Raw genomic sequence first — 22,390 nt, forward strand, 5'->3', positions numbered from 1 at the left:
GGCGACCACCTCCAATCACCGAGAGTAGCCACAAGGGTGCACACAGGAACCGGAGTTGTGGAAAAAGAAATCATGCAAGCGTGCTTGATTGATTCAAGGCCCCCTGCCATGCTCCCCCCATGGCCGACCCGACGCCCGTGCTCGACGACCTGCGTGCCGAAAGTGATGAACTCGACCGACTGGTGGCCGAGTTGAGCCCGGACCAGTGGGCCCTCGTCACCCCCGCCCCGCGCTGGACCGTCGCCCACCAGATCGCGCACCTCGCCTGGACCGACCACGCCGCTCTGCTCGCCGTCACCGATGCCGAAGCCTTCGGGCGGGAGGTCGAGAAGGCGCTCGCCGCGCCCGACGGCTTTGTCGACGAAGGTGCCGAGGGGGGCGCCAAGAAGCCGCCCGCCGAGATCCTCGCCGGCTGGCGCGCCGGACGTGAGGCGCTCGCCGACGCCCTGCGCGCCGCCCCTCCAGGCGCCCGATTCCCCTGGTACGGCCCACCCATGTCCGCCGCCTCCATGGCCACCGCACGTCTTATGGAGACCTGGGCTCATGGCCAGGACGTCGCCGACGCCCTCGGTGTGGTGCGCACACCCACCGACCGCCTCCGGCATGTGGCCCGCATCGGGGTCCGCGCCCGCGACTACGCCTACGGAGTGCGTGGACTGACCCCACCTGTCGGCGAGTTCCGCGTCGAGCTCGTCGGGCCGAGCGGCGACACATGGGCGTACGGCCCTGAAGGCGCCCCCCAGCGCGTCACCGGCCCCGCCCTCGACTTCTGTCTTCTCGTCACCCGGCGTGCCCACCGCGCCGACCTCGCCGTACGGGCCGAGGGGGAGGACGCGGACCGTTGGCTCGACATCGCCCAGGCCTTCGCCGGGCCGCCCGGCGCCGGGCGGGCGGCCAAGGGAGCGGGCTCGTGACCCTTCGTATCGGCAACGCCTCCGGGTTCTACGGCGACCGTTTCGACGCCATGCGCGAGATGCTCACCGGCGGCGAACTCGACGTCCTCACCGGTGACTACCTCGCCGAGCTGACCATGCTGATCCTCGGGCGCGACCGGCTGAAGGACCCCGGGGCCGGGTACGCCCGTACGTTTCTGCGGCAGTTGGAGGAGTGCCTCGGGCTCGCCCATGAGCGGGGGGTTCGGATCGTCGCCAATGCCGGGGGACTCAACCCTGGTGGACTTGCCGACTCCGTACGGCAGTTGGCCGATCGGCTCGGGATTCCCGTGCGTGTCGCCCATGTCGAGGGGGACGACCTCACCGCCTCCCACCCCGGCAGCCTCGCCGCCCACGCCTACCTCGGCGGCTTCGGTATCGCTGCCTGCCTACGGGAAGGCGCCGATGTCGTCGTCACCGGACGGGTCACCGACGCCGCCCTCGTCACCGGGCCCGCCGCCGCCCACTTCGGCTGGGCCCCGACGGACTACGACCGGCTCGCGGGTGCCGTCGTCGCCGGGCACGTCCTGGAGTGCGGGGCGCAGGCCACCGGCGGGAACTATTCCTTCTTCGCTGACCGGCGTCGGGATCTTCTCCGGCCCGGCTTTCCCCTCGCCGAGATCCACGACGACGGCACCGCCGTCATCACCAAGCACCCCGAAACCGGCGGCTTCGTCGATGTCGGAACCGTCACCGCCCAGCTTCTCTACGAGACCGCCGGCGCCCGCTACGCCGGGCCGGACGTCACCGCCCGGCTCGACACCGTTCAGCTCACCGGCGATGGGCCCGATCGCGTCCGTATCCACGGCGTTCGCGGTGAGGCCCCGCCCCCTTCCCTCAAGGTCGGCGTCAATCGGCTCGGTGGGTTCCGCAATGAAGTCGTCTTTGTTCTCACCGGGCTTGAGATCGAGGCCAAGGCTGATCTCGTACGTGCGCAGATGGCCGACGCGCTCTCCAAGTCGCCCCCCGCCGAGGTGCGGTGGGATCTCGTCCGTACCGATCGTGTCGATGCTCCGACCGAGGAGACGGCCAGTGCTCTGCTTCGGCTTGTCGTCCGGGACGCCGATCAGGAGTCCGTCGGGCGGGCCTTGAGCGGGGCCGCCATTGAGCTTGCCCTCGCCAGTTACCCCGGGTTTCATGTGCTCGCCCCACCTGGGAAGGGTGCCCCTTATGGGGTCTTCGAGGATGTGTACGTCCCCCATGCGGCCGTGGCACATATGGCCGTCCTCCATGACGGTCGGCGGGTCCCTGTGGCGCCGCCCCAGGACACCCTCGTACTCGAAGAAGACCTGGCGGAGCCTTCGCTTCCCGTGCCGCTGCCGCCCGCGCCCACCACCCGTGCTCCTCTCGGGCTCGTGGCCGGGGCCCGCAGCGGGGACAAGGGAGGCAACGCCAATGTCGGGGTGTGGGTCCGCACCGACGACGCCTGGCGCTGGCTCGTCCATGAGCTGACCGTGGAGCGGTTCCGGCAGCTCATACCGGAGTGCGAGGGGCTCTCCGTTCACCGCCACACCCTGCCCAACCTGCGTGCCCTCAATTTCGTCGTCGAGGGCATCCTCGGCGCCGGAGTCGCCGCTCAGCACCGTTTCGATCCGCAGGCCAAGGCGCTCGGCGAGTGGCTGCGCTCCCGCCACCTGGACATTCCGGAGGCCCTCCTGTGACGGTTCTCAGTACCGCCCTTGATCTCAGCAGTCCTGACTGTCGGGCCAACCGCGAGGCCATGCTCGCCAAGCTCGCCGATCTTGACGCCGAGCATGCCAAGGCCCTTGCGGGTGGTGGTGAGAAGTACGTGGCCAGGCACAAAAAGCGCGGCAAGCTTCTTGCTCGGGAGCGGATCGAGCTGCTCCTCGATCCCGACACGCCCTTCCTGGAGTTGTCTCCGCTGGCCGCCTGGGGGAGCGATTACGCCGTCGGCGCCTCGCTCGTCACCGGTATCGGGGTCGTGGAGGGCGTGGAGTGTCTGATCACCGCCAATGATCCGACCGTGCGCGGGGGTGCCAGCAATCCCTGGTCCCTGAAGAAGGCCCTGCGCGCCAATGACATCGCCCTGGCGAATCGGCTGCCCTGTATCAGCCTCGTGGAGTCGGGGGGCGCGGATCTGCCGTCCCAGAAGGAGATCTTCATCCCGGGCGGAGCCATCTTCCGCGACCTCACCCGCCTCTCGGCCGCCGGGATTCCGACGCTCGCCGTCGTGTTCGGGAACTCCACCGCCGGTGGCGCCTACATCCCCGGGATGTCCGATCACGTGATCATGGTCAAGGAGCGCGCCAAGGTGTTCCTCGGCGGGCCGCCCCTCGTCAAGATGGCCACCGGTGAGGAGAGCGACGACGAGTCGCTGGGCGGCGCCGAGATGCACGCGCGTGTGTCGGGGCTCGCGGACTACTTCGCTGTGGATGAGCGGGACGCGTTGCGGCAGGCGCGGCGGGTCGTTGCTCGGCTCAATCACCGTAAGGCGTATGCGGATCCGGGGGTCGCCGAGCCTCCCAAGTACGACGCCGACGAACTGCTCGGGATCGTTCCCGGCGATCTGCGGACCCCTTTCGACCCGCGTGAGGTCATCGCCCGGATCGTCGACTCCTCCGACTTCGACGAGTTCAAGCCGCTGTACGGCAGCAGTCTGGCCACCGGGTGGGCGCGTCTGCACGGTTACCCGGTCGGCATCCTCGCCAACGCCCAAGGCGTGCTGTTCAGCGAGGAGTCGCAGAAGGCCGCTCAGTTCATCCAGCTGGCGAATCAGCGGGACATTCCGCTGCTCTTCCTGCACAACACCACCGGTTACATGGTCGGCAAGGAGTACGAGCAGGGCGGGATCATCAAGCACGGCGCGATGATGATCAACGCCGTCAGCAATTCGAAAGTCCCTCACCTCTCCGTCCTCATGGGGGCCTCCTACGGCGCCGGGCACTACGGCATGTGCGGGCGGGCCTACGATCCGCGCTTCCTGTTCGCCTGGCCCAGCGCCAAGTCGGCGGTCATGGGGCCGCAGCAGCTCGCCGGCGTGCTGTCGATCGTCGCCCGGCAGTCGGCGGCCGCCAAGGGGCAGCCGTACGACGAGGAGGGGGACGCGGCGCTGCGGGCCATGGTGGAGCAGCAGATCGAGTCCGAGTCGCTGCCGATGTTCCTGTCCGGGCGGCTGTACGACGACGGCGTCATCGACCCGCGCGACACCCGCACCGTCCTCGGCCTGTGCCTGTCCGCCGTCCACACGGCGCCCTACGAGGGCGCGCGCGGTGGCTTCGGCGTCTTCCGGATGTGAGGGATCAGCAGTGATCACTTCTGTACTCGTCGCCAACCGGGGCGAGATCGCCTGTCGTGTCTTCCGTACCTGCCGTGAGTGGGGAATCCGGACGGTCGCCGTGCACTCGGACGCCGATGAGAACGCCCTGCACGCGCGCGTGGCCGACGCGGCGGTACGGCTGCCGGGGGCGACGCCCGCCGAGACGTATCTGCGCGGTGATCTGATCGTGAAGGCCGCCGTCGCGGCCGGCGCGGACGCCGTGCACCCCGGCTACGGCTTCCTCTCGGAGAACGCCGACTTCGCGCGTGCCGTCCTGGACGCGGGGCTGGTGTGGATCGGGCCGCCGCCGGAGGCCATCGAGGCGATGGCGTCCAAGACGCGCGCGAAGGAGCTGATGGGGCTCGCGCCCCTGGGCGAGGTCGGGCGGAGCGACCTGCCGGTGCTGGTGAAGGCGGCCGCGGGCGGTGGGGGGCGCGGGATGCGGATCGTGCGTCGTCTGGAGGAGCTCGGTGCCGCCTTGGAGGGTGCGCGCGCCGAGGCCGCGAGCGCTTTCGGTGACGGTGAGGTCTTCGTCGAGCCCTATGTGGAGCGCGGGCGGCATGTCGAGGTGCAGGTGCTCGCGGACGCGCACGGCACGGTGTGGGCGCTGGGCACGCGCGACTGCTCCCTTCAGCGCCGCCATCAGAAGGTGATCGAGGAGGCCCCGGCGCCCGGGCTCTCGGACCGGCTCGCGGAGGAGCTGCGGGCGCTTGCCGTACGCGCCGCGCGTGCCGTGCGCTACGTCGGCGCCGGGACCGTCGAGTTCCTCGTCGCCGACGATCAGGCGCACTTCCTGGAGATGAACACCCGCCTCCAGGTCGAACACCCCGTGACGGAAGCCGTGTTCGGTATCGACCTCGTCGCTCTGCAACTGAGCATCGCGGAGGGGCAGCCCCTCGACAGCGAGCCCCCACGCGCGCGTGGCCACGCTGTCGAGGCCCGCCTCTACGCCGAGGACCCGGCCCGCGACTGGGCCCCGCAGACCGGCACCCTGCACCGGCTCGCCGTACCCGAGGGCGTGCGGCTGGACAGCGGTTACGGCGACGGCGACGAGATCGGCGTCCACTACGACCCGATGCTCGCCAAGGTGGTCGCCCACGCCCCCACGCGCGCGGGCGCGCTCCGCAAGCTCGCCGGCGCCCTGGAGCGGGCGACGATCCACGGACCGGTCACCAACCGGGACCTTCTCGTCCGCTCCCTGCGGCACGAGGAGTTCACGACGGCCCGGATGGACACCGGCTTCTACGACCGCCACCTCCCCGAACTGGCCGAGCCCGCCCCCGACCCGCACGCCCCCCTGGCCGCCGCCCTCGCCGACGCCCGCCGCTCCGGCTCCCGCTTCGGCGGCTGGCGCAATGTGCCCTCCCAGCCGCAGACCAAGCGCTACGCCATGGCGGGCGAGGAGCACGAGGTCCGGTACCGGTACACAAGGGCGGGGCTTGAGGCGGACGGGGTGCGGATCGTGCACGCCGGCGCGGAGCTCGTCGTACTCGAAGTGGACGGTGTGCAGCGCCGGTTCGAGGTTGCCCGCCACGGCGAGGAGCTGTACGTCAACAACACCGCCCTCGAACCCCTGCCCCGCTTCCCCGACCCGACGGCCCAGCTCGCGCCCGGGTCCCTGCTGGCCCCGATGCCCGGCACGGTCGTCAGGGTCGCCGAGGGGCTCGCCGCGGGAGCCGCTGTACGGGCCGGGGAGCCCCTGCTGTGGCTGGAGGCGATGAAGATGGAACACAGGATCACAGCGCCGGTCACAGGGACGCTCAGCGCCCTGCATGCCGTCGTCGGCCGGCAGGTCGACGTCGGAGCTCTGCTCGCCGTCGTAGAGGAGGACCAGGACCAGTGAGCACCAACTTGGAAACCGAGGAGCACAAAGCCCTGCGAGCCGCGGTGGCCGCCCTCGGCAGGCGCCACGGACGCGGTTACGACCGAGAGTCGCTGTGGTCCGAGGCCGCCAAGCTCGGCTACCTCGGCGTCAACCTCCCGGAGGAATACGGCGGAGGCGGTGGCGGTATCGCCGAACTCTCCCTCGTCCTGGAGGAGTTGGGCGCGGCCGGTTGCCCGCTGCTCATGATGGTCGTCTCCCCGGCCATCTGCGGCACCGTGATCTCCCGCTTCGGAACGGACGCCCAGAAGCGGGAGTGGCTCCCCGGCCTCGCCGACGGCACCCGCACCATGGCCTTCGGCATCACCGAACCCGACGCCGGGTCCAACAGCCACCGCATCACCACCACCGCCCGCAAGGACGGCGCCGACTGGCTGCTCACCGGCCGCAAGGTCTTCATCTCCGGTGTCGACATCGCGGACGCCACCCTCATCGTCGGCCGCACCGAGGACGCCCGCACCGGCAATCTCAAACCCTGCCTGTTCATCGTCCCGCGCGACGCCGAAGGCTTCTCTCGGCGGCAGATCGACATGGAACTCAACGCCGCCGAGAAGCAGTTCGAGCTGGTCCTGGACGACGTACGACTGCCCGCCGACGCGCTCGTCGGCGACGAGGACGCGGGGCTCCTCCAGCTCTTCGCCGGACTCAACCCCGAGCGCGTCATGACGGCCGCGTTCGCGATCGGCATGGGCCGCCACGCCCTCGCGCAAGCGATTGCGTACGCCCGCGAACGCACCGTCTGGAAGGCCCCGATCGGCGCCCACCAGGCCATCGCGCACCCCCTCGCCCAGGCGCACATCGACCTGGAACTGGCCCGTCTGATGATGCAGAAGGCGGCTCATCTGTACGACGCCGGGGACGACGTGGGTGCGGGGGAGGCCGCCAACATGGCCAAGTACGCGGCCGGGGAGGCCTGTGTGAAGGCGGTCGACCAGGCCGTGCACACGCTCGGCGGGAACGGCCTCACGCGCGAATTCGGGCTCGCGTCGTTGATAACCGCCGCGCGCGTGGCACGTATTGCTCCGGTGAGCCGGGAGATGATTCTCAACTACGTCTCCCACCAGACCCTGGGCCTGCCCAAGTCGTACTGAGACCCTGCACGGCGTTGTGCGAGGAGGAACCGTGTTCCGCAGCGAGTACGCAGACATATCCCCCGTCGACCTGCCCATCCACGAGGCCGTGCTGGGCGGCGCGGCCGAGTTCGGCGACACGCCCGCCCTGATCGACGGCACCGACGGCACCACCCTCACATACGAGCAGGTGGACCGGTTCCACCGCAGGATCGCCGCCGCACTCGCCGAGGCCGGGGTGCGCAAGGGCGATGTGGTCGCCCTGCACAGCCCGAACACGGTGGCCTTCCCGACCGCCTTCTACGCCGCCACGCGCGCGGGCGCCTCGGTCACCACCGTGCACCCGCTCTGCACGCCCGAGGAGTTCGCCCGGCAACTCGGCGACAGCGCCGCCCGCTGGATCGTCACCGTCTCCCCGCTGCTGGAGGTCGCCCGGCGGGCCGCCGAACTCGCGGGCGGGGTCGAGGAGATCTTCGTCTGCGACAGCGCGCCCGGGCACCGCTCGCTGATCGACATGCTCGCCTCCACCGCCCCCGAACCGCGGGTCGGCATCGACCCCGCCGAGGACGTCGCGGCCCTGCCGTACTCCTCGGGCACGACCGGTGTGCCGAAGGGCGTGATGCTCACCCACCGGCAGATCGCCACCAACCTCGCCCAACTCGAACCGGCGGTCCCCGCGGGCCCGGGCGACCGCATCCTCGCCGTCCTGCCGTTCTTTCACATCTACGGTCTGACCGCGCTGATGAACGCGCCCCTGCGCAAGGGCTGCACGGTCGTCGTGCTGCCCCGCTTCGACCTGGAGACCTTCCTCGCGGCGATCCAGAACCACCGCATCACCGCCCTGTACGTGGCCCCGCCGATCGTCCTCGCCCTCGCCAAGCACCCGGCGGTGGAGAACTACGACCTGTCGTCGCTGAAGTACCTGATCAGCGCCGCGGCCCCGCTGGACGCGAGGCTCGCCGCGGCCTGCTCCCAGCGGCTGGACCTGCCGCCGATCGGCCAGGCGTACGGCATGACGGAACTGTCCCCGGGCACCCATGTCGTCCCCCTGGACGCCATGCGCGAGGCGCCCCCCGGCACGGTCGGCAAGCTCATCGCCGGCACCGAGATGCGGATCGTCTCCCTCGACGACCCCGACGAGGACCTCGGCGTGCGGGAGGCCGGCGAGATCCTCATCCGGGGCCCGCAGGTCATGAAGGGCTACCTCAGGCGCCCCGAGGACACCGCCGCGCTGATCGACAAGGACGGCTGGCTGCACACGGGGGACGTCGGTTACGCCGACGCCGATGGCTGGCTGTTCGTCGTCGACCGGGTCAAGGAGCTCATCAAGTACAAGGGCTTCCAGGTGGCCCCCGCCGAACTGGAGGCGCTGCTGCTGACCCACCCGGGCATCGCCGACGCCGCCGTCATCGGCGTCCACGACGACAACGGCAACGAGATCCCACGCGCGTACGTGGTCCGCCAGCCGTCGGCCGCGGACCTCTCCGAAGGAGAGGTCATGATGTACGTCGCCGAACGCGTCGCCCCCTACAAGCGGATCCGCCAGGTCGCCTTCATCGACGGCGTGCCCCGGGCCGCCTCCGGGAAGATCCTCCGGCGTGAGCTCAGGGAGCGCGCGTGACACTGATCGGCCGTACACGCGCGCGTGGCGTCGAGACGCTCAGCCTCGACTCGCCGGACAACCGCAACGCCCTGTCGGCGGCCCTGGTCGGCGAACTCGCCGTCGCGCTGGCCGACTGCGCCAAGGACACGGGCGTCCGTGCGGTCGTCCTCACCCACACCGGCAACACCTTCAGCGCCGGGGCCGATCTGCGCGATCCGCCCCACCCGGACGCGCTGGTCGGCCTGCTCCGGCAGATCGTGGAGCTGCCCCGGCCGGTGGTCGCCCGGGTCACCGGCCATGTGCGCGCGGGCGGCCTGGGCCTGATGGCCGCCTGCGACATCGCGGCCGCCGCGCACACGGCGAGCTTCGCGTTCACGGAGGTACGGATCGGGGTGGCCCCCGCGGTCATCTCGCTCCCGCTGCTGCCGCGTACGGACCCCCGCGCCCTCGCCCGCTACTACCTCACGGGCGAGCGCTTCGACGCCCCCGAGGCGGCCCGTATCGGCCTGCTGACGGCCGCGGGGGACGACGTGGACGCCGTACTGGAACCCGTCCTCGACGGCCTCAGGCGCTCCGCCCCCGAGGCCCTGGCCGAGACGAAGCGGCTGCTCACGGCTAGGGTGCTGGAGTCATTCGACCGGGACGCGGCCGACCTCACCGCGCTCTCGGCCCGGCTGTTCTCCGCCCCGCAGGCCCGCGAGGGGATGACGGCCTTCCTGGAGCGACGGGATCCCTCATGGGCGGTGTGAGTACGGCGGAACGCGACCGCGTTCCCAAGCAGGACCGCAGCCGGGCGACCCGGCAGCGGCTCCTGGAGGCCGCGGTGGCCTGCCTCGCCGAACACGGCTGGGCCGGCTCCACGGTGTCCGTCGTCGCCGAGCGCGCCGGGGTCTCGCGGGGCGCCGCCCAGCACCACTTCCCGACCCGCGAGGACCTCTTCACGGCCGCCGTCGAGTACGTTGCCGAGGAACGCTCCACGGCCCTGCGGGCACTGTTCCCGGAGGGCGCCGCGGAGGACCGGCGGGCGGTCGTGGCGGCGCTGGTCGACCTGTACACGGGCCCCCTGTTCCGCGCCGCCCTGCATCTGTGGGTGGCCGCCTCCAACGAGGAGCAGCTGCGCCCGCGCGTCACCGAGCTGGAGGCCCGCGTGGGGCGCGACTCGCACCGCATCGCCGTGGAACTGCTCGGCGCCGACGAGTCCGAGCCGGGCGTGCGGGAGACCGTGCAGGGGCTGCTGGACATGGCCCGGGGGCTGGGCCTCGCGAACCTGCTGACGGACGACAAGGGTCGGCGCGAGCGGGTGGTGGCGCAGTGGGCGTCACTCCTCGACGACGCCCTGGGCGTCACGGGCTGAGCCGCTCCACCCGCCAGCTCCCGTCCGGCTGGGTCACATAGCGCAGCCGGTCGTGCAGCCGGTTCTCGCGGCCCTGCCAGAACTCCACCGACTGCGGCGCCACCCGGAAACCGCCCCAGTGCGGCGGTACGGGCACCTGCTCGCCCTCCGGGTAGCGGGCGGCCAGTTCGGCGTACGAGGCGTCCAGGTCGGCCCGGGTGGGGATCACCGAGGACTGCTCGCTGGCCCAGGCACCGAGCTGGGAGCCGTGCGGGCGGGTGCGGAAGTAGGCGGCCGTCTCGTCGCGCCCGGTGCGCCGCGCGATGCCCTGGACGATGACCTGGCGGGCCATCGGGTGCCAGGGGAACAGCAGCGACACATAGGGGTTCTCCGCCAGGTCACGGGCCTTCTGGGAGTCGTAGTTCGTGTAGAAGACGAAGCCCTGCTGGTCGAACTGCTTCAGCAGCACCGTGCGGGAGCTGGGGCGGCCCTCGGCGTCCGCGGTGGAGACGACCATGGCGTTCGGCTCGAACAGATGAGCCTCGCTTGCGGCCTGCTTGAACCAGCGCGCGAACTGTTCCACCGGGGTGGCGGCCAGCTCGTTCTCGGCGAGGCCCGCGGCCCGGTACTGCTTGCGCATCACGGCGGGGTCCGGCGGTACGGCGTCTCGGTCGGTCACGCGGTCATCTTGCCGTATGCGCACGGCCGGTTCGGCACGGTGTCCTTCGTCACTGCGTGGCACTCAGTGCCGCAAGGCCTCCCCAAAGGTGGCACTCGGGGATATCGTTCTGATGCCGTTCCGGTTGGATGACCGCCAGCCGCAGCGGGCATCACCGGGGTACCGCCCAGGACCGCGAGTCCGTCGAGCCACGACCGCGGATCCACCGGGCGCGCAGCCGTCCCTGCCGTACCAGCAACGGTCCGCACCATCACCCCCACAACACCATCTGTCGCACACATCACGAGGGAGCCGCCTGATGTCCGACTTCGTACCCGGACTCGAAGGAGTCGTCGCGTTCGAAACGGAGATCGCCGAACCCGACAAGGAGGGCGGCGCACTCAGGTACCGGGGCGTCGACATCGAGGACCTCGTCGGCCATGTCTCGTTCGGCAACGTCTGGGGCCTGCTCGTCGACGGGGCCTTCAACCCCGGTCTGCCGCCCGCCGAGCCGTTCCCGATCCCGGTGCACTCCGGCGACATCCGCGTCGACGTCCAGTCCGCGCTCGCCATGCTGGCCCCGGTGTGGGGCCTGAAACCGCTGCTCGACATCGATGCCGAGCAGGCCCGCGACGACCTCGCCCGGGCCGCCGTGATGGCTCTGTCCTACGTCGCCCAGTCCGCGCGCGGGCAGGGCCTGCCGATGGTTCCGCAGCGCGAGATCGACAAGGCGCAGTCCGTCGTCGAGCGGTTCATGATCCGCTGGCGTGGCGAGCCGGACCCGAAGCATGTCGCCGCCGTCGACGCGTACTGGACCTCCGCCGCCGAGCACGGCATGAACGCCTCCACCTTCACGGCCCGCGTGATCGCCTCCACCGGCGCGGATGTGGCCGCCGCGCTCTCCGGCGCCGTCGGAGCGATGTCCGGGCCGCTGCACGGCGGTGCGCCCTCGCGCGTGCTGTACATGATCGAGGAGATCGAGCGCACCGGGGACGCCGAGGCGTATGTGAAGCAGGCCCTCGACAAGGGTGAGCGGCTCATGGGCTTCGGGCACCGGGTGTACCGCGCCGAGGACCCACGCGCGCGTGTGCTGCGGCGTACCGCGCGTGAGTTGGGTGCGCCTCGCTTCGAGGTGGCCGAGGCGCTGGAGAAGGCGGCGCTGGCGGAGCTGCACGCCCGGCGTCCCGACCGGGTGCTCGCCACCAACGTGGAGTTCTGGGCGGCCATCGTCCTCGACTTCGCGCAGGTGCCGGCGCACATGTTCACGTCGATGTTCACGTGCGCGCGTACCGCCGGGTGGTCGGCGCACATCCTGGAGCAGAAGCGGACGGGGCGGCTGGTGCGGCCGTCCGCACGGTATGTGGGGCCGGGGCCGCGCGATCCTCGGGAGATCGAGGGGTACGGCGACATCGCCCGCTGAGAGCAGCCCACAACGCAGACGACCCGCGAGCTCGGGTTCCTCCGCCTGACGGCGGAGGAGCCGGCCGGACGTACCGGCGAACTCGCGGGTCGGGTGACTGCTTGGGATTGGGCCGGCTGCACGCATCCGTCACGTGCTGGTCCGGCACCGCAACTAGTGGGGTGCTGGGCCGCTAGCCCGCAGCCACCTCACGCGTCCGGTTTCCATACATCTGCCGAACCACCTCCCTTCTCGTGTGCCCCACACACTAGGAAGCGACCGCGGCGGGTTCAACCACTTTTTTTCAGAGGTTGAGCCGTACGCGCCGTGGGGAGATGCCAGGCGTGAACGATCTTCGTGTCGTGCCGGTGGACGGCGACCGCATGCTGGAGCAGTGGCGGTACGTCCACAACCTCATCGTGCCGCCCGACGAGCTGAGCCCCGACGAGGTGCGCGAACGCAGTGGGCGGCACCGGCTGGAGAACGCCTATCTCGGGGACGAGCTCGTAGGCTGCTCGACCGTGCGGCCGCCGGGCGGCGAGGACGCGGTGGCGACCGTCATCGCGCGTGTGCTGCCCGAGTACCGGCGGCGCGGGTTCGGGGCGGCCCTCTACGAGCACTGCCTCGCCCGCGCGCGCGTGCTCGGTGCCCAGGGCATCCAGACCGTCGTCCTCGCCGCCAACACCGATGGGCTGCGGTTCGCCGAGGCGCGCGGTTTTGTCGAGGTGGAGCGGTATGTGGCGCCCGAGGACGAGACCGAAGTGTGGCTCACACTGCGGCTTGAGCGGTGAGTGGTACGACGTTTCCGGCGTGCAACGATTCCCTCAATCTTGTGGGGAACCGGGTGTGTGCTGCGTCACGTTCGAGTTGAATGATTGTTAGTGGGCGAACCGCCGCACCGTACGCGTGCGGACGCGGCTTGGCAGGGGGTCCAGGTGAGTGCTTCCCGGCGTAGTGGGACCACCGACGAACTGGGGCCGGACGAACCCGAGCGGGCCGGTCCCGAGGGCTCCGGCGGCTCCGATCTGCTCGCCGCGCTGCTGGACGGGATGGACGCGGCGCTGTGCGCCTTCGACGCCGACGGTGTCGTCACGCACTGGAACCGCGAGGCCGAGCGGATCCTCGGGTGGACCGCCGCCGAGGCCGTGGGGCGGCAGGGGTTCGCCGGATGGGCGGTGCGCAGTGCCGACGCCGAGGAGGTCGAGGGGCGGCTGATGTCCGCCATGGACGCCCCCGGACGGCAGGTGCACGAGTTCGCGCTGCTCACCAAGGACGGCGGCCGGGTCCTCGTACGCACCCAGTCCGCGGCCGTACGCGGCCCCGACGGCAAGCCCGCCGGCGTGTACTGCGCCTTCAGCGAGGTGCACGCGCAGATCGACCTGGAGCGGTCCATCGCGCTCAGCGAGGCACTCTTCGAGGACGCCTCCTGGGGCGTCGTGCTCGTCGACGCGGATCTGCGCCCCGCCGTCGTCAACGCGCACGCCGCGCGCGCGTTGGGCATCGGCCGTACGTCCGTCCTGGGCCGCCCGCTCGGCGAACTGCTCGCCCAGGGCGTCGAGGAACTGGAGAGCGCGCTCACCCATGTCCTCGCGGAGGGCGCGCCGCCCGCCCCGGCCGAGATCTGGGTGAGTGTGCGCATCCCCGAGGGCGAGCAGCGGCGCTGCTGGCGCTGCGGCTTCGTACGGCTGGCCTCGCCGCTCGCCGAGGAACCGGTGCCCCTGGGGGTGGGCTGGCTCTTCCAGGACGTGACCGAGGCCAAGCAGGGCGAGCAGGAGGCGGCGCTGCTGCGGTTCCGTACCAACCAGATGCACCGGGCCGCGCGCGCGGCGGCGGAGTGCGAGGACCCCACGGAGGCGGCCACCGTCCACCTCGACTTCGCGCTCGCCGGATTCGCCGACCACGCGCTGGTCGACCGCGTCGCGGGCGGCATCCTGAGCGACGCCGACGCGGCCGCCCCGGTCCGCCTGGTCAGAGCCGCCGCCACCCCCTCCGGCGCACCGGGCCCCAGCCTGCCCACCGGCGCCGCGGGCCTGCCCGTGCGCTACACCGAGAACCACCCGGCGCTCCAGTGCGTGGCGCGCGCCGGATCGGTGCGGGCCAGCGTCGGCACCGTACCGCCGGAACAGGCCCGCGCCTGGGCCGAGGCCCGCCAGTGGCCGCCCGACTCGGTGCACGCCCTGTGCGCGGTGCTGCGCAGCCGGGGCCGGACACTCGGCGTGGTGACGTTCCTGCGGGGAAGCGGCCGAAGCGCCTTCGAACGCTCCGACGCGACCTACGCCGAGGACGTGGCGGCGCGTATCGCGACGGCCCTGGACCTGGCGAGCGCCACCTGAGGGCTCACCGCCGGTAGAAGATCCGGTCCCCGTACTCCTCGAACACGCGCCCGTTCCACTCATGGCCGCCGTCCACGTTGCCGGAGCGCAGCAGCGGCGGCTCGATGCCCCGGTCGGTCAGGGCGCCGACCGCCGTGGCCATGACGGCCTGGAGCAGGGCCGCGGTGACGACGGTCGACGCGGGCGCGAACGGCGCCGGCACGGTGTCCAGGGTCAGCTCGGCGTCCCCGACGGCGATCTTGGAGTCGAGGACAACATCGCAGTGGTCCTTCAGACAGGTCCCGGAGACATGCCGCGACTTCGTCTCGGAGGCGTACGCCACGGACGTCACCCCGATGACCTTCACCCCGAGTGAGCGGGCGTTCATGGCCATCTCCACGGGCAGCGCGTTGCGCCCGGACAGCGAGACGATCACCAGCACGTCCCCCGCGCGCAGCGGCGAGGTGTCCAGGACGGCGGCGGCCAGTCCGTCGACCCGCTCCAGGGCGGAGCCCAGAGTGGCGGGCATCACATCGACGCCGACGACCCCCGGCACCGCCAGCAGGTTCATCAGCGCGAGCCCGCCCGCGCGGTAGACGACGTCCTGCGCGGCGAGCGAGGAGTGCCCGGCGCCGAACGCGAACAGCCGCCCGCCCTCGGCGACCGTGTCGGCGAGCAGGGTGCCGGCCGCCTCGATGTTCCCGGCCTCCTCGTCGCGGACCCGCTGGAGCAGCCCGATCGCGGCGTCGAAGAACTGGCCGGCCAGCTTGCGGTCGCTCATGCGCGGGGCCCCTTTGCCGTGCGAGAGTGCGGTGACGGTGGTGAGTGGTCGTGATCTGTGTCGCGGATCACCGTGCGGTCTGGACCAGTGCGGTGTCAATACGGCGGTACGGCTGGCCGGGGGCGCCCGCCGGGCGCGGCCGCGGGTCGGGCGCGCGCCACCGTGTACACGCGCGAAACCCCCTGGTTTCAACGGCACGGCACGGTTGTCAGCGCTATGGGTCAGAATTGAAGCCAGGGCCAGCGCACACGCCGCGAAGCTGTCGCGCTTCCGGCAGATCTCACCAAGGGGCACGTATGTCCGGACTGATCGACACCACGGAGATGTATCTCCGCACCATCCTTGAGCTGGAGGAGGAAGGTGTGGTCCCCATGCGTGCCCGGATCGCCGAGCGGCTCGACCAGAGCGGGCCGACCGTCAGCCAGACGGTGGCGCGGATGGAGCGGGACGGTCTGGTGTCCGTCGCCTCCGACCGCCATCTGGAGCTGACGGACGAGGGCCGCCGGCTGGCCACGCGCGTGATGCGCAAGCACCGCCTCGCCGAGTGTCTGCTCGTCGACGTGATCGGCCTGGAGTGGGAGCAGGTGCACGCCGAGGCCTGCCGCTGGGAGCACGTGATGAGCGAGGCCGTGGAGCGCCGTGTGCTGGAACTGCTCCGGCACCCGACCGAGTCGCCCTACGGCAACCCGATCCCGGGTCTTGAGGAGCTCGGCGAGAAGGACGGCGCCGACCCCTTCCTCGACGAGGGCATGGTCTCGCTGGCCGAGCTGGACCCGGGCCTTGAGGGCAAGACCGTCGTCGTACGCCGGATCGGCGAGCCGATCCAGACGGACGCGCAGCTGATGTACACGCTGCGTCGGGCGGGCGTGCAGCCCGGCTCGGTGGTCAGCGTGACCGAGTCGGCGGGCGGTGTGCTGGTGGGCAGCGGCGGCGAGGCGGCCGAGCTGGAGGCGGACATCGCCTCGCATGTGTTCGTCGCCAAGCGCTGAGCACCCGTAGTTGCCGACGGTGGCCAACTCCTGTTGCTGTGGGGGTAGTTGAGGCGACCGACGCGATCTCGTCGTTTCCAAGATTCAGTCCGTGGAATCGCAGCGTTCCGGCGCTTCGCGTGCGAGGCTGTCGCGAGGGGCATATGACCTGAGGGGGGCGGAGGATGCGCCGCAGACGTGTGGAAGGCCCCGGCGCCATGCGGCGCCGGGGCCTGTCCTCCCCTGTGCTGACCCGGAGCCCCGAGCTCTCAGGGTCATTCCCCTCGGACCGTCTTCCCCGAGCGGCCCGCCTCCCGTTGAAGATCTCCCCTCGTCTGCGGCCGTCAATCCCTGAGGGAGGTCACTCGAATGAGGGGTGTTGTCCGCCGAGACGGCATCTTCGAATAGAGGTTCGATAATCTGCGGGGCAAGGGCACGGCAGGCGGAGCTAGGGGGGTTCCAGGACCTATGGCACGGCGTATCGACGTGACCGGGACGGGCGGAGTACGCCTCGCGGCCTGGGAGTTCGGCGACCCACCGAAGAACGACCGGCTGGCCGCCGCCGAGGGCGAGCCGGGGCACGGCGTGCTGTTACTGCACGGGCTGATGGGCCGCGCCTCGCACTGGGCGGCCACGGCCCGCTGGCTCTCCGAGCGGCATCGCGCGGTGGCGCTGGACCAGCGGGGGCACGGTCGCAGCGACAAGCCGGCCGAGGCCGCGTTCACGCGCGAGGCGTATGTGGAGGACGCGGAGGCCGCCCTCGAACAGCTCGGCCTCGCGCCGGCCGTGCTCATCGGCCATGCGATGGGGGCGCTGACGGCCTGGCAGCTCGCCGCGAAGCGCCCTGACCTGGTCAGTGGCGTGATCATCTGCGATATGCGAGCCTCCGCCCTCGGGGCGTCCTCGCAGCGGGAGTGGGCGAACTGGTTCAAGTCCTGGCCCGTTCCCTTCGCGACCCTCGCCGATGTGCGCAAGTGGTTCGGCGAGGACGATCCGTGGGTGGAGCGGCCGAATCCCGCGCGCGGGGAGTTCTACGCCGAGGTCATGCAGGAGTGCGAGGACGGATGGCGGCCGGTGTTCGAGCCCGAGCAGATGCTGAAGTCCCGCGAGACGTGGGTGTACGACGCGCACTGGGAGGAACTGGCGCAGGTCCAGTGCCCGACGCTGGTCGTGCGGGGTCTGGACGGGGAGCTGGGGCGGGCCGAGGCGCAGGAGATGGTGCGGGTGCTGCCCAGGGGGGAGTACGCGGAGGTGGCCGACGCGGGGCACCTTGTGCACTATGACCAGCCGGAGGCCTGGCGGGCGGCGATCGAGCCGTTCCTGGACGCGGTACGGACGGTTTGAGGGCGCTCAGGGAGTTCCACGCCTCCGGCGTCGGCACGATCCGCCCACAGTCCCTAGCCCTTGCTCACCGCCGTCAGGATCTCCGGAAGCCTCGCCGCCGTCTGTGGCGCCGCCAGCCGTAGTCCCAGTGCCGTGATTCCCGCCCCGTACGCCGCGCCCACGGGCAGGAGCAGCCATCTCCAGTCCTCGCCGTTCGCCGAGACGTTCAGCCAGATCGTCAGGGCGATGAACGGGGCGCAGAGCAGGGCCGCCGCGACCATTCCGCCGAAGATGGAGATCCAGGCCAGGCCCACCTGGCCCGGGGCCACGTTCTTGTAGCCCTCCTGCGGGATGGAGTACGGGAAGCGGGCCGAGGTCCAGGCGCCGGTCGCCAGCATCGCGCCGAGCAGGGCGAAGGACAGGCCCAGGGCGTCGGGCAGGCGGGGCCAGTCGTCCAGCAGGGCGGCCGTCAGGACGGTCACCAGCGTCGCGTACGGCAGGGTGATCAGCAGCAGCGCGAGCGCACGCGCGCGTAGCTCGACGTAGGCGTCCCGCGTCGACGAGATCGTCATCGCGACCATCCAGAACGCCGAGGTGTCCTGACCGAACTGGTTGTACATCAGGATCCCGAGCATCCCGGCCGCGAAGCAGGCGAAGTAGATCGAGCCGGTGCCCTGGACGGCGTTGAACACCGGCACGATCAGTCCGATGGCCAGCGAGGTCACCCAGGCCGCCTTGGTCTTCGGATCCCGCCAGATGTAGCGCAGGCCGCGCTCCATGGCCGTACCGGTGCGCCCGGCGGGCAGCAGACGGGCCAGGCCGGTGGACTGCCGTACGGCGGTGTCGGTGGCCGCTTGCAGGGTCGAGCCGTCGGGTTCGGTCATCAGGCGGGTCAGATGGCGTGCCCATACGGCGATCAGGGCCGCCAGCACACCGGCCGTCAGGGCCAGTTGCAGCAGCGCGACACCGTACGAACCCTCGCTCGCCGCGTCCGCCGCCCCGATCGCCGACGCGGGCGGGATCCAGCGCAGCACGTCCGCCGCCGGGTCGAGTTCCCCGAGTCCCGAGGAACCGAGGCGCTGCGCACCGAAGTTGACGACCTGCGCGCCGACCGCGATGACCAGACCGCTCAGTACCGCGAGATCCCGGCCCTTCCGGCTGGTCAGCAGGCGGATGTTGGCGGCGGCGACGGCCCGCGCGAGGGCCACGCACACCAGCAGCGCGAGGACGACTCCGACGACGCCCACGACGTAGGCCATGGTGCCGTGCGCGACCGCGATCACCGAGCCGGTCAGCAGGCAGAGGGTGAACAGGGGGCCGATGCCGACCAGGGAGGCGGCGAGGAGGGCGCGTACCAGGGGACGCGGGCGCAGGGGGAGCATGACGAGGCGGGTCGGGTCGAGGGTCTCGTCGCCGCCGGGGAAGAACAGCGGCATCACCGCCCAGCCGAGCGCCAGCACCGCCACCAGCAGGATGACCACGGACGCGGCATGGGCGTGGCCGCGCAGGGCGATCAGACCGATCAGCTGCAACGCGGCCAACAGCAGCGTGACGACGACCGAGGCGACGTAGGCGGCGCGGCGTCCGCTGGACTGGCGCAGTCCGTTGCGCAGCAGCGACAGCTTCAGCCGGACGAAGACCGAGGTGACCGGTGTAACCGTGGGCGCGCTCATCGCGCCCCGCCGCCCAGCCAGTCGAGGTCGGACCCGGCGTCGCGCCCATGGGCCCCCACCAGCTCCAGGAACGCCTGCTGGAGGGAGGGCGCGGCCCCGCGCACCTCGATGAGGGGGCCGTGCGCCCGGATACGGCCCGCAGCCATGACGGCCACCCAGTCGCACAGCGACTCGACGAGCTCCATGACATGGGAGGAGAAGACGACGGTGGCGCCGGAGGCGGTGTACCGCTCAAGGACGCCCCGGATGGTCTGCGCGGAGACCGGGTCGACGCCCTCGAACGGCTCGTCCAGGAAGAGCACTTCGGGGTTGTGGAGGAGAGCGGCGGCGAGCCCGATCTTCTTGCGCATGCCGGTCGAGTAGTCGACGACGAGCTTGTGCTGGGCGCCGGCCAGGTCCAGCACGTCGAGGAGCTGCGTGGCCCGCTTGTCGACCTCGGCGCCGGGCAGGCCGCGCAACCGCCCTGAGTAGGCGAGCAGTTCGCGCCCCGACAGCCGTTCGAACAGCCGCAGCCCCTCCGGCAGCACCCCGATCCGCGCCTTCACCTCCACCGGGTCCCGCCACACGTCGTGCCCGACGACCTCGACCGACCCCTGATCGGGCCGCAGCAGCCCGGTCACCATGGAGAGCGTGGTGGTCTTCCCGGCCCCATTGGGCCCGACCAGCCCGATGAACTTCCCGGCTGGTAACTCCAGATCGATCCCGGCAACGGCGATTTGCTGCCCGAACCGCTTCCAGAGCCCACGTACCACCACAGCAGAGGTCATGGCCAAACCCTACGGCGGGCTATCGGTCCCGTCCGCACGCGTAGGCGAGCGGTGAGATCAACTCCTCGGCGTCCGGCAGCCAGCGATTGGCGGCTGTGGGCCGACAGGCCCACTGCACAGCGCCCCGGGACCCGAACCGGGTCGGGGGAGCGGCGACATAAGTGCCCTCGCCGAGCGCGTCGAGATCGAGCGAGGACAGCGACCAGCCCAGCTTCCGCACCAGGTCGGGCACCTTCACCGCCGCCCCGGGCAGCACGAAGAAGTGCATCCGGCCATCCGGCGTCAGCGTCACGGGACCGAGCGTCAACTCCATCCGCTCCATGCGGGCCAGCGCGAGAAACCCGGCCGTCTCCGGGACGGAGATCGCGTCGAACGTACGGCCGGTGGGCAGCAGGATCGAAGCGAGCGGCTGCTTCGACCACATCCGGCGCGCGACCGTCGCACTCCCCGTAGCCTGCGTCCCCCAGTCCGCGCGCGCCGGATGCGCCCCGGGCGCATCGCACGAGGCGTCGCCGCACGAGCAGCGCTGCACCCCGTCGACGGCTTCCAGCCAGGTGCCGGGAAACACGTCCCAGTGGCGCTCCTCGGCGTAGCGAACGGCGGTGTCCAGCAGCGATGCCCCGCGCTGCTTCGGAATCTGAGCGGTTTCAGTGCCCGCGATCGTCTCTTCCACGCACATCACAACTCCCGCACCCACCTGGAGTTACGGCTGCACCGCGCGCGGGGGAGGAGCATCGATTCGGCACCTGGGGCGCATGGATGCATGTGTGGGGGCGCGCGGGAGGATCCACGGCGGGAGCTGGGTAGCCACGAGTGGGGTCGGACACAGGCTCTTATCCCGGCAATCCTCGCATGCCTCGCATTTTCGGCATGTCCGCGGGGCATTGATCTTCACGGCCGGATCTTTTCGGTGCGAAGACAAGAAACCTCGGTGCGTGGGCAGGCACCGCAGCCACAGGGGGTACGCCATGGCCGCAAGGCCTCTCGTCGCGCGGCAGCCGAACGAACGGTTGCAGGCGCTCATCCAGGAAGCGGGCTGCTCGAACGCAGGGCTCGCCCGCCGGGTCAACATGTGCGGCGCCGAGCACGGCCTCGACCTGCGCTACGACAAGACGTCCGTGGCCCGTTGGCTGCGCGGACAGCAGCCGCGCGGACGCGCCCCGGCGATCATCGCGGAGGCACTCGGCCGCAAGCTCGGCCGTACGGTCACGATCGACGAGATCGGCATGGCCAACGGCAAGAACCTCGCCTCCGGTGTCGGCCTCCAGTTCTCGCCGACGGTACTGGGCGCCATCGAGCAGGTGTGTGAGCTGTGGCGCAGTGACGTGGGCCGACGGGACTTCCTGTCCGGCTCGTCCGTCGCCGCGTCCGCGCTCGTCGAACCCAGCCGCGACTGGCTGATCTCCGCGCCCGACTCCCAGGTCGCGCGCTCGGCGGGCCCGCGCGTGGGCAGGTCCGACGTCGCGGCCGTGAAGGCGATGACCCAGGCCCTGGTCGACCTGGACCACCAGTTCGGCAGCGGGCATGTGCGCCCGGTCGTCGTGCACTACCTCAACAGCGTCGTCTCGGGGCTGCTCGCCGGGTCGTACCGGGAGTCCGTGGGGCGTGAACTGTTCGCCGCGGTGGCCCGGTTGACCGAGCTCGCCGGCTACATGGCCATCGACACCGGCCAGCCCGGGCTCGCCCAGCGGTACTACATCCAGGCCCTGCGGCTCGCTCAGGCGGCCGGGGACCGCGGTTACGGCGGTTACGTCCTCGCCGCGTCCATGAGCCATCTGGCCGCGCAGCTCGGGAACCCGCGCGAGATCGCGCAGCTGGCGCGGGCGGCGCAGGAGGGGGCGCGCGGTCGCGCCACCCCCCGCGCGGAGGCCATGTTCTACGCCGCCGAGGCCCGGGGGCACGCGCTCATGGGCGACGTACGGGCGGCGCAGTCGGCGTCCGGTCGGGCGGTGAGCGCGCTGGAGGCGGCGGATCCGGCCGCCGGGGACGACCCGGTGTGGATCGCGCACTTCGACGAGGCCTATCTGGCCGACGAGTTGGCGCACTGCCATCGCGACCTCGGACAGGCCGAGGCGGCGGCGCGGCGCGCGGAGGAGTCCCTCGCCGGGCTGCCGGAGTCCAAGGCACGGCGGCGCGCGATCGGCTATGTGCTCCTCGCCACGGCCCAGGTCCAGCAGCGCGAGGTCGAACAGGCGTGCTACACCGGCCTGAAGGCCGTGGAACTGCTGGAGACCCTGCGGTCCAACCGGGGCGCCGAGTATCTGGAGGACTTCCAGCAGCGGCTTGAGCCGTACCGGGAGGAACCCGTGGTACGGGAGTTCGGGGCGCGCCTTGAGCTTCAGACGGCGGCCTGAAAGTACGGCCACGCGCGCGTGAACCCATGGGAAACGAAGGCGTCGACACGGAGAGGAG

Annotated in this window: 19 protein-coding genes; 14 read left to right on the top strand and 5 right to left on the bottom strand. The window is 71.3% G+C overall.

The window, feature by feature from the left end; translation table 11 throughout:
• Positions 1-119: 119 nt before the first annotated feature.
• From H4N64_RS23955 to H4N64_RS23990, 8 genes are read left to right on the top strand one after another with little or no spacing between them, the layout of a single operon-like run.
• Entirely contained in the window at positions 120-914 is a 795-nt protein-coding gene (locus tag H4N64_RS23955; protein WP_186284473.1) for a TIGR03084 family metal-binding protein, read from the top strand.
• Positions 911-2,593 (top strand): acyclic terpene utilization AtuA family protein, encoded by a 1,683-nt coding sequence (locus H4N64_RS23960; RefSeq protein ID WP_336246791.1) that lies wholly within the window; start codon positions 911-913, stop codon positions 2,591-2,593. Before H4N64_RS23955 ends, H4N64_RS23960 begins: the two co-directional genes overlap by 4 nt.
• Positions 2,590-4,188 (top strand): carboxyl transferase domain-containing protein, encoded by a 1,599-nt coding sequence (locus H4N64_RS23965; RefSeq protein ID WP_186284474.1) that lies wholly within the window; start codon positions 2,590-2,592, stop codon positions 4,186-4,188. Before H4N64_RS23960 ends, H4N64_RS23965 begins: the two co-directional genes overlap by 4 nt.
• Positions 4,189-4,198: 10 nt before the next feature.
• On the top strand, positions 4,199-6,052 hold the full coding sequence (locus H4N64_RS23970; protein ID WP_186284475.1) for an ATP-binding protein: 1,854 nt from the start codon (positions 4,199-4,201) through the stop codon (positions 6,050-6,052).
• On the top strand, positions 6,049-7,182 hold the full coding sequence (locus tag H4N64_RS23975) for an acyl-CoA dehydrogenase family protein (protein ID WP_186284476.1): 1,134 nt from the start codon (positions 6,049-6,051) through the stop codon (positions 7,180-7,182). The genes H4N64_RS23970 and H4N64_RS23975 overlap by 4 nt, the downstream gene beginning before the upstream one ends.
• Before the next feature lie 31 nt (positions 7,183-7,213).
• A complete protein-coding gene (locus H4N64_RS23980; RefSeq protein ID WP_186284477.1) occupies positions 7,214-8,782 on the top strand; it encodes an AMP-binding protein in 1,569 nt (522 codons plus the stop codon).
• Positions 8,779-9,513, top strand: coding sequence for an enoyl-CoA hydratase family protein (locus H4N64_RS23985; RefSeq protein WP_186284478.1), 735 nt, complete (start codon positions 8,779-8,781; stop codon positions 9,511-9,513). The genes H4N64_RS23980 and H4N64_RS23985 overlap by 4 nt, the downstream gene beginning before the upstream one ends.
• Positions 9,501-10,118, top strand: a complete 618-nt coding sequence (locus tag H4N64_RS23990; RefSeq protein ID WP_186284479.1) for a TetR/AcrR family transcriptional regulator — start codon at positions 9,501-9,503, stop codon at positions 10,116-10,118. Before H4N64_RS23985 ends, H4N64_RS23990 begins: the two co-directional genes overlap by 13 nt.
• Here the strand turns inward: H4N64_RS23990 and pdxH are convergent.
• A complete protein-coding gene (gene pdxH, locus H4N64_RS23995) occupies positions 10,108-10,776 on the bottom strand; it encodes a pyridoxamine 5'-phosphate oxidase (protein ID WP_186284480.1) in 669 nt (222 codons plus the stop codon). The genes H4N64_RS23990 and pdxH overlap by 11 nt on opposite strands.
• 298 nt (positions 10,777-11,074) lie before the next feature.
• On the opposite strand from pdxH, the gene H4N64_RS24000 reads away from it, so the two are divergent.
• From H4N64_RS24000 to H4N64_RS24010, 3 genes are all read left to right on the top strand, one after another.
• A complete protein-coding gene (locus tag H4N64_RS24000) occupies positions 11,075-12,175 on the top strand; it encodes a citrate synthase 2 (protein ID WP_186284481.1) in 1,101 nt (366 codons plus the stop codon).
• Positions 12,176-12,498: 323 nt separating this feature from the next.
• Positions 12,499-12,945, top strand: coding sequence for a GNAT family N-acetyltransferase (locus tag H4N64_RS24005; protein WP_418896286.1), 447 nt, complete (start codon positions 12,499-12,501; stop codon positions 12,943-12,945).
• A 144-nt stretch (positions 12,946-13,089) separates the two neighbouring features.
• On the top strand, positions 13,090-14,487 hold the full coding sequence (locus tag H4N64_RS24010; protein ID WP_186284483.1) for a PAS domain-containing protein: 1,398 nt from the start codon (positions 13,090-13,092) through the stop codon (positions 14,485-14,487).
• Between the two features lie 4 nt (positions 14,488-14,491).
• Here the strand turns inward: H4N64_RS24010 and H4N64_RS24015 are convergent, their stop codons facing one another.
• A complete protein-coding gene (locus H4N64_RS24015) occupies positions 14,492-15,247 on the bottom strand; it encodes an SIS domain-containing protein (RefSeq protein ID WP_186284484.1) in 756 nt (251 codons plus the stop codon).
• A 296-nt stretch (positions 15,248-15,543) separates the two neighbouring features.
• Between H4N64_RS24015 and H4N64_RS24020 the strand changes: the two genes are divergently transcribed.
• Positions 15,544-16,236 (top strand): metal-dependent transcriptional regulator, encoded by a 693-nt coding sequence (locus H4N64_RS24020; RefSeq protein ID WP_186284485.1) that lies wholly within the window; start codon positions 15,544-15,546, stop codon positions 16,234-16,236.
• A 447-nt stretch (positions 16,237-16,683) separates the two neighbouring features.
• On the top strand, positions 16,684-17,559 hold the full coding sequence (locus H4N64_RS24025) for an alpha/beta fold hydrolase (protein WP_186284486.1): 876 nt from the start codon (positions 16,684-16,686) through the stop codon (positions 17,557-17,559).
• Between the two features lie 53 nt (positions 17,560-17,612).
• On the opposite strand, the gene H4N64_RS24030 is transcribed toward H4N64_RS24025, so the two are convergent.
• From H4N64_RS24030 to H4N64_RS24040, 3 genes are read right to left on the bottom strand one after another with little or no spacing between them, the layout of a single operon-like run.
• Complete coding sequence (locus H4N64_RS24030; RefSeq protein WP_186284487.1) at positions 17,613-19,211, bottom strand: transporter; 1,599 nt, start codon at positions 19,209-19,211, stop codon at positions 17,613-17,615.
• Positions 19,208-19,978, bottom strand: a complete 771-nt coding sequence (locus H4N64_RS24035; RefSeq protein WP_186284488.1) for an ABC transporter ATP-binding protein — start codon at positions 19,976-19,978, stop codon at positions 19,208-19,210. The genes H4N64_RS24030 and H4N64_RS24035 overlap by 4 nt, the downstream gene beginning before the upstream one ends.
• Before the next feature lie 19 nt (positions 19,979-19,997).
• Positions 19,998-20,660: a bifunctional DNA primase/polymerase gene (locus tag H4N64_RS24040; RefSeq protein WP_186284522.1), complete on the bottom strand. Its 663-nt coding sequence runs from the start codon at positions 20,658-20,660 to the stop codon at positions 19,998-20,000.
• Positions 20,661-20,946: 286 nt separating this feature from the next.
• Between H4N64_RS24040 and H4N64_RS24045 the strand changes: the two genes are divergently transcribed.
• The gene (locus H4N64_RS24045) at positions 20,947-22,332 is read left to right on the top strand and encodes a transcriptional regulator (protein ID WP_186284489.1); all 1,386 of its coding nucleotides are present in this window, start codon (positions 20,947-20,949) and stop codon (positions 22,330-22,332) included.
• Positions 22,333-22,390 lie beyond the last annotated feature (58 nt).

The organism is Streptomyces cupreus, from assembly GCF_014257025.1.
Classification (GTDB): Bacteria; Actinomycetota; Actinomycetes; order Streptomycetales; family Streptomycetaceae; genus Streptomyces; species Streptomyces cupreus.

Coding starts and splice junctions, on each gene's coding strand:
- H4N64_RS24020 (WP_186284485.1), top strand. CDS start 15,544: ATGTCCGGACTGATCGACACCACGGAGATGTATCTCCGCACCATCCTT.
- H4N64_RS24025 (WP_186284486.1), top strand. CDS start 16,684: ATGGCACGGCGTATCGACGTGACCGGGACGGGCGGAGTACGCCTCGCG.
- H4N64_RS24015 (WP_186284484.1), bottom strand. CDS start 15,247: ATGAGCGACCGCAAGCTGGCCGGCCAGTTCTTCGACGCCGCGATCGGG.
- H4N64_RS24035 (WP_186284488.1), bottom strand. CDS start 19,978: ATGACCTCTGCTGTGGTGGTACGTGGGCTCTGGAAGCGGTTCGGGCAG.
- H4N64_RS23955 (WP_186284473.1), top strand. CDS start 120: ATGGCCGACCCGACGCCCGTGCTCGACGACCTGCGTGCCGAAAGTGAT.
- H4N64_RS24030 (WP_186284487.1), bottom strand. CDS start 19,211: ATGAGCGCGCCCACGGTTACACCGGTCACCTCGGTCTTCGTCCGGCTG.
- H4N64_RS24000 (WP_186284481.1), top strand. CDS start 11,075: ATGTCCGACTTCGTACCCGGACTCGAAGGAGTCGTCGCGTTCGAAACG.
- H4N64_RS23990 (WP_186284479.1), top strand. CDS start 9,501: ATGGGCGGTGTGAGTACGGCGGAACGCGACCGCGTTCCCAAGCAGGAC.
- H4N64_RS24045 (WP_186284489.1), top strand. CDS start 20,947: ATGGCCGCAAGGCCTCTCGTCGCGCGGCAGCCGAACGAACGGTTGCAG.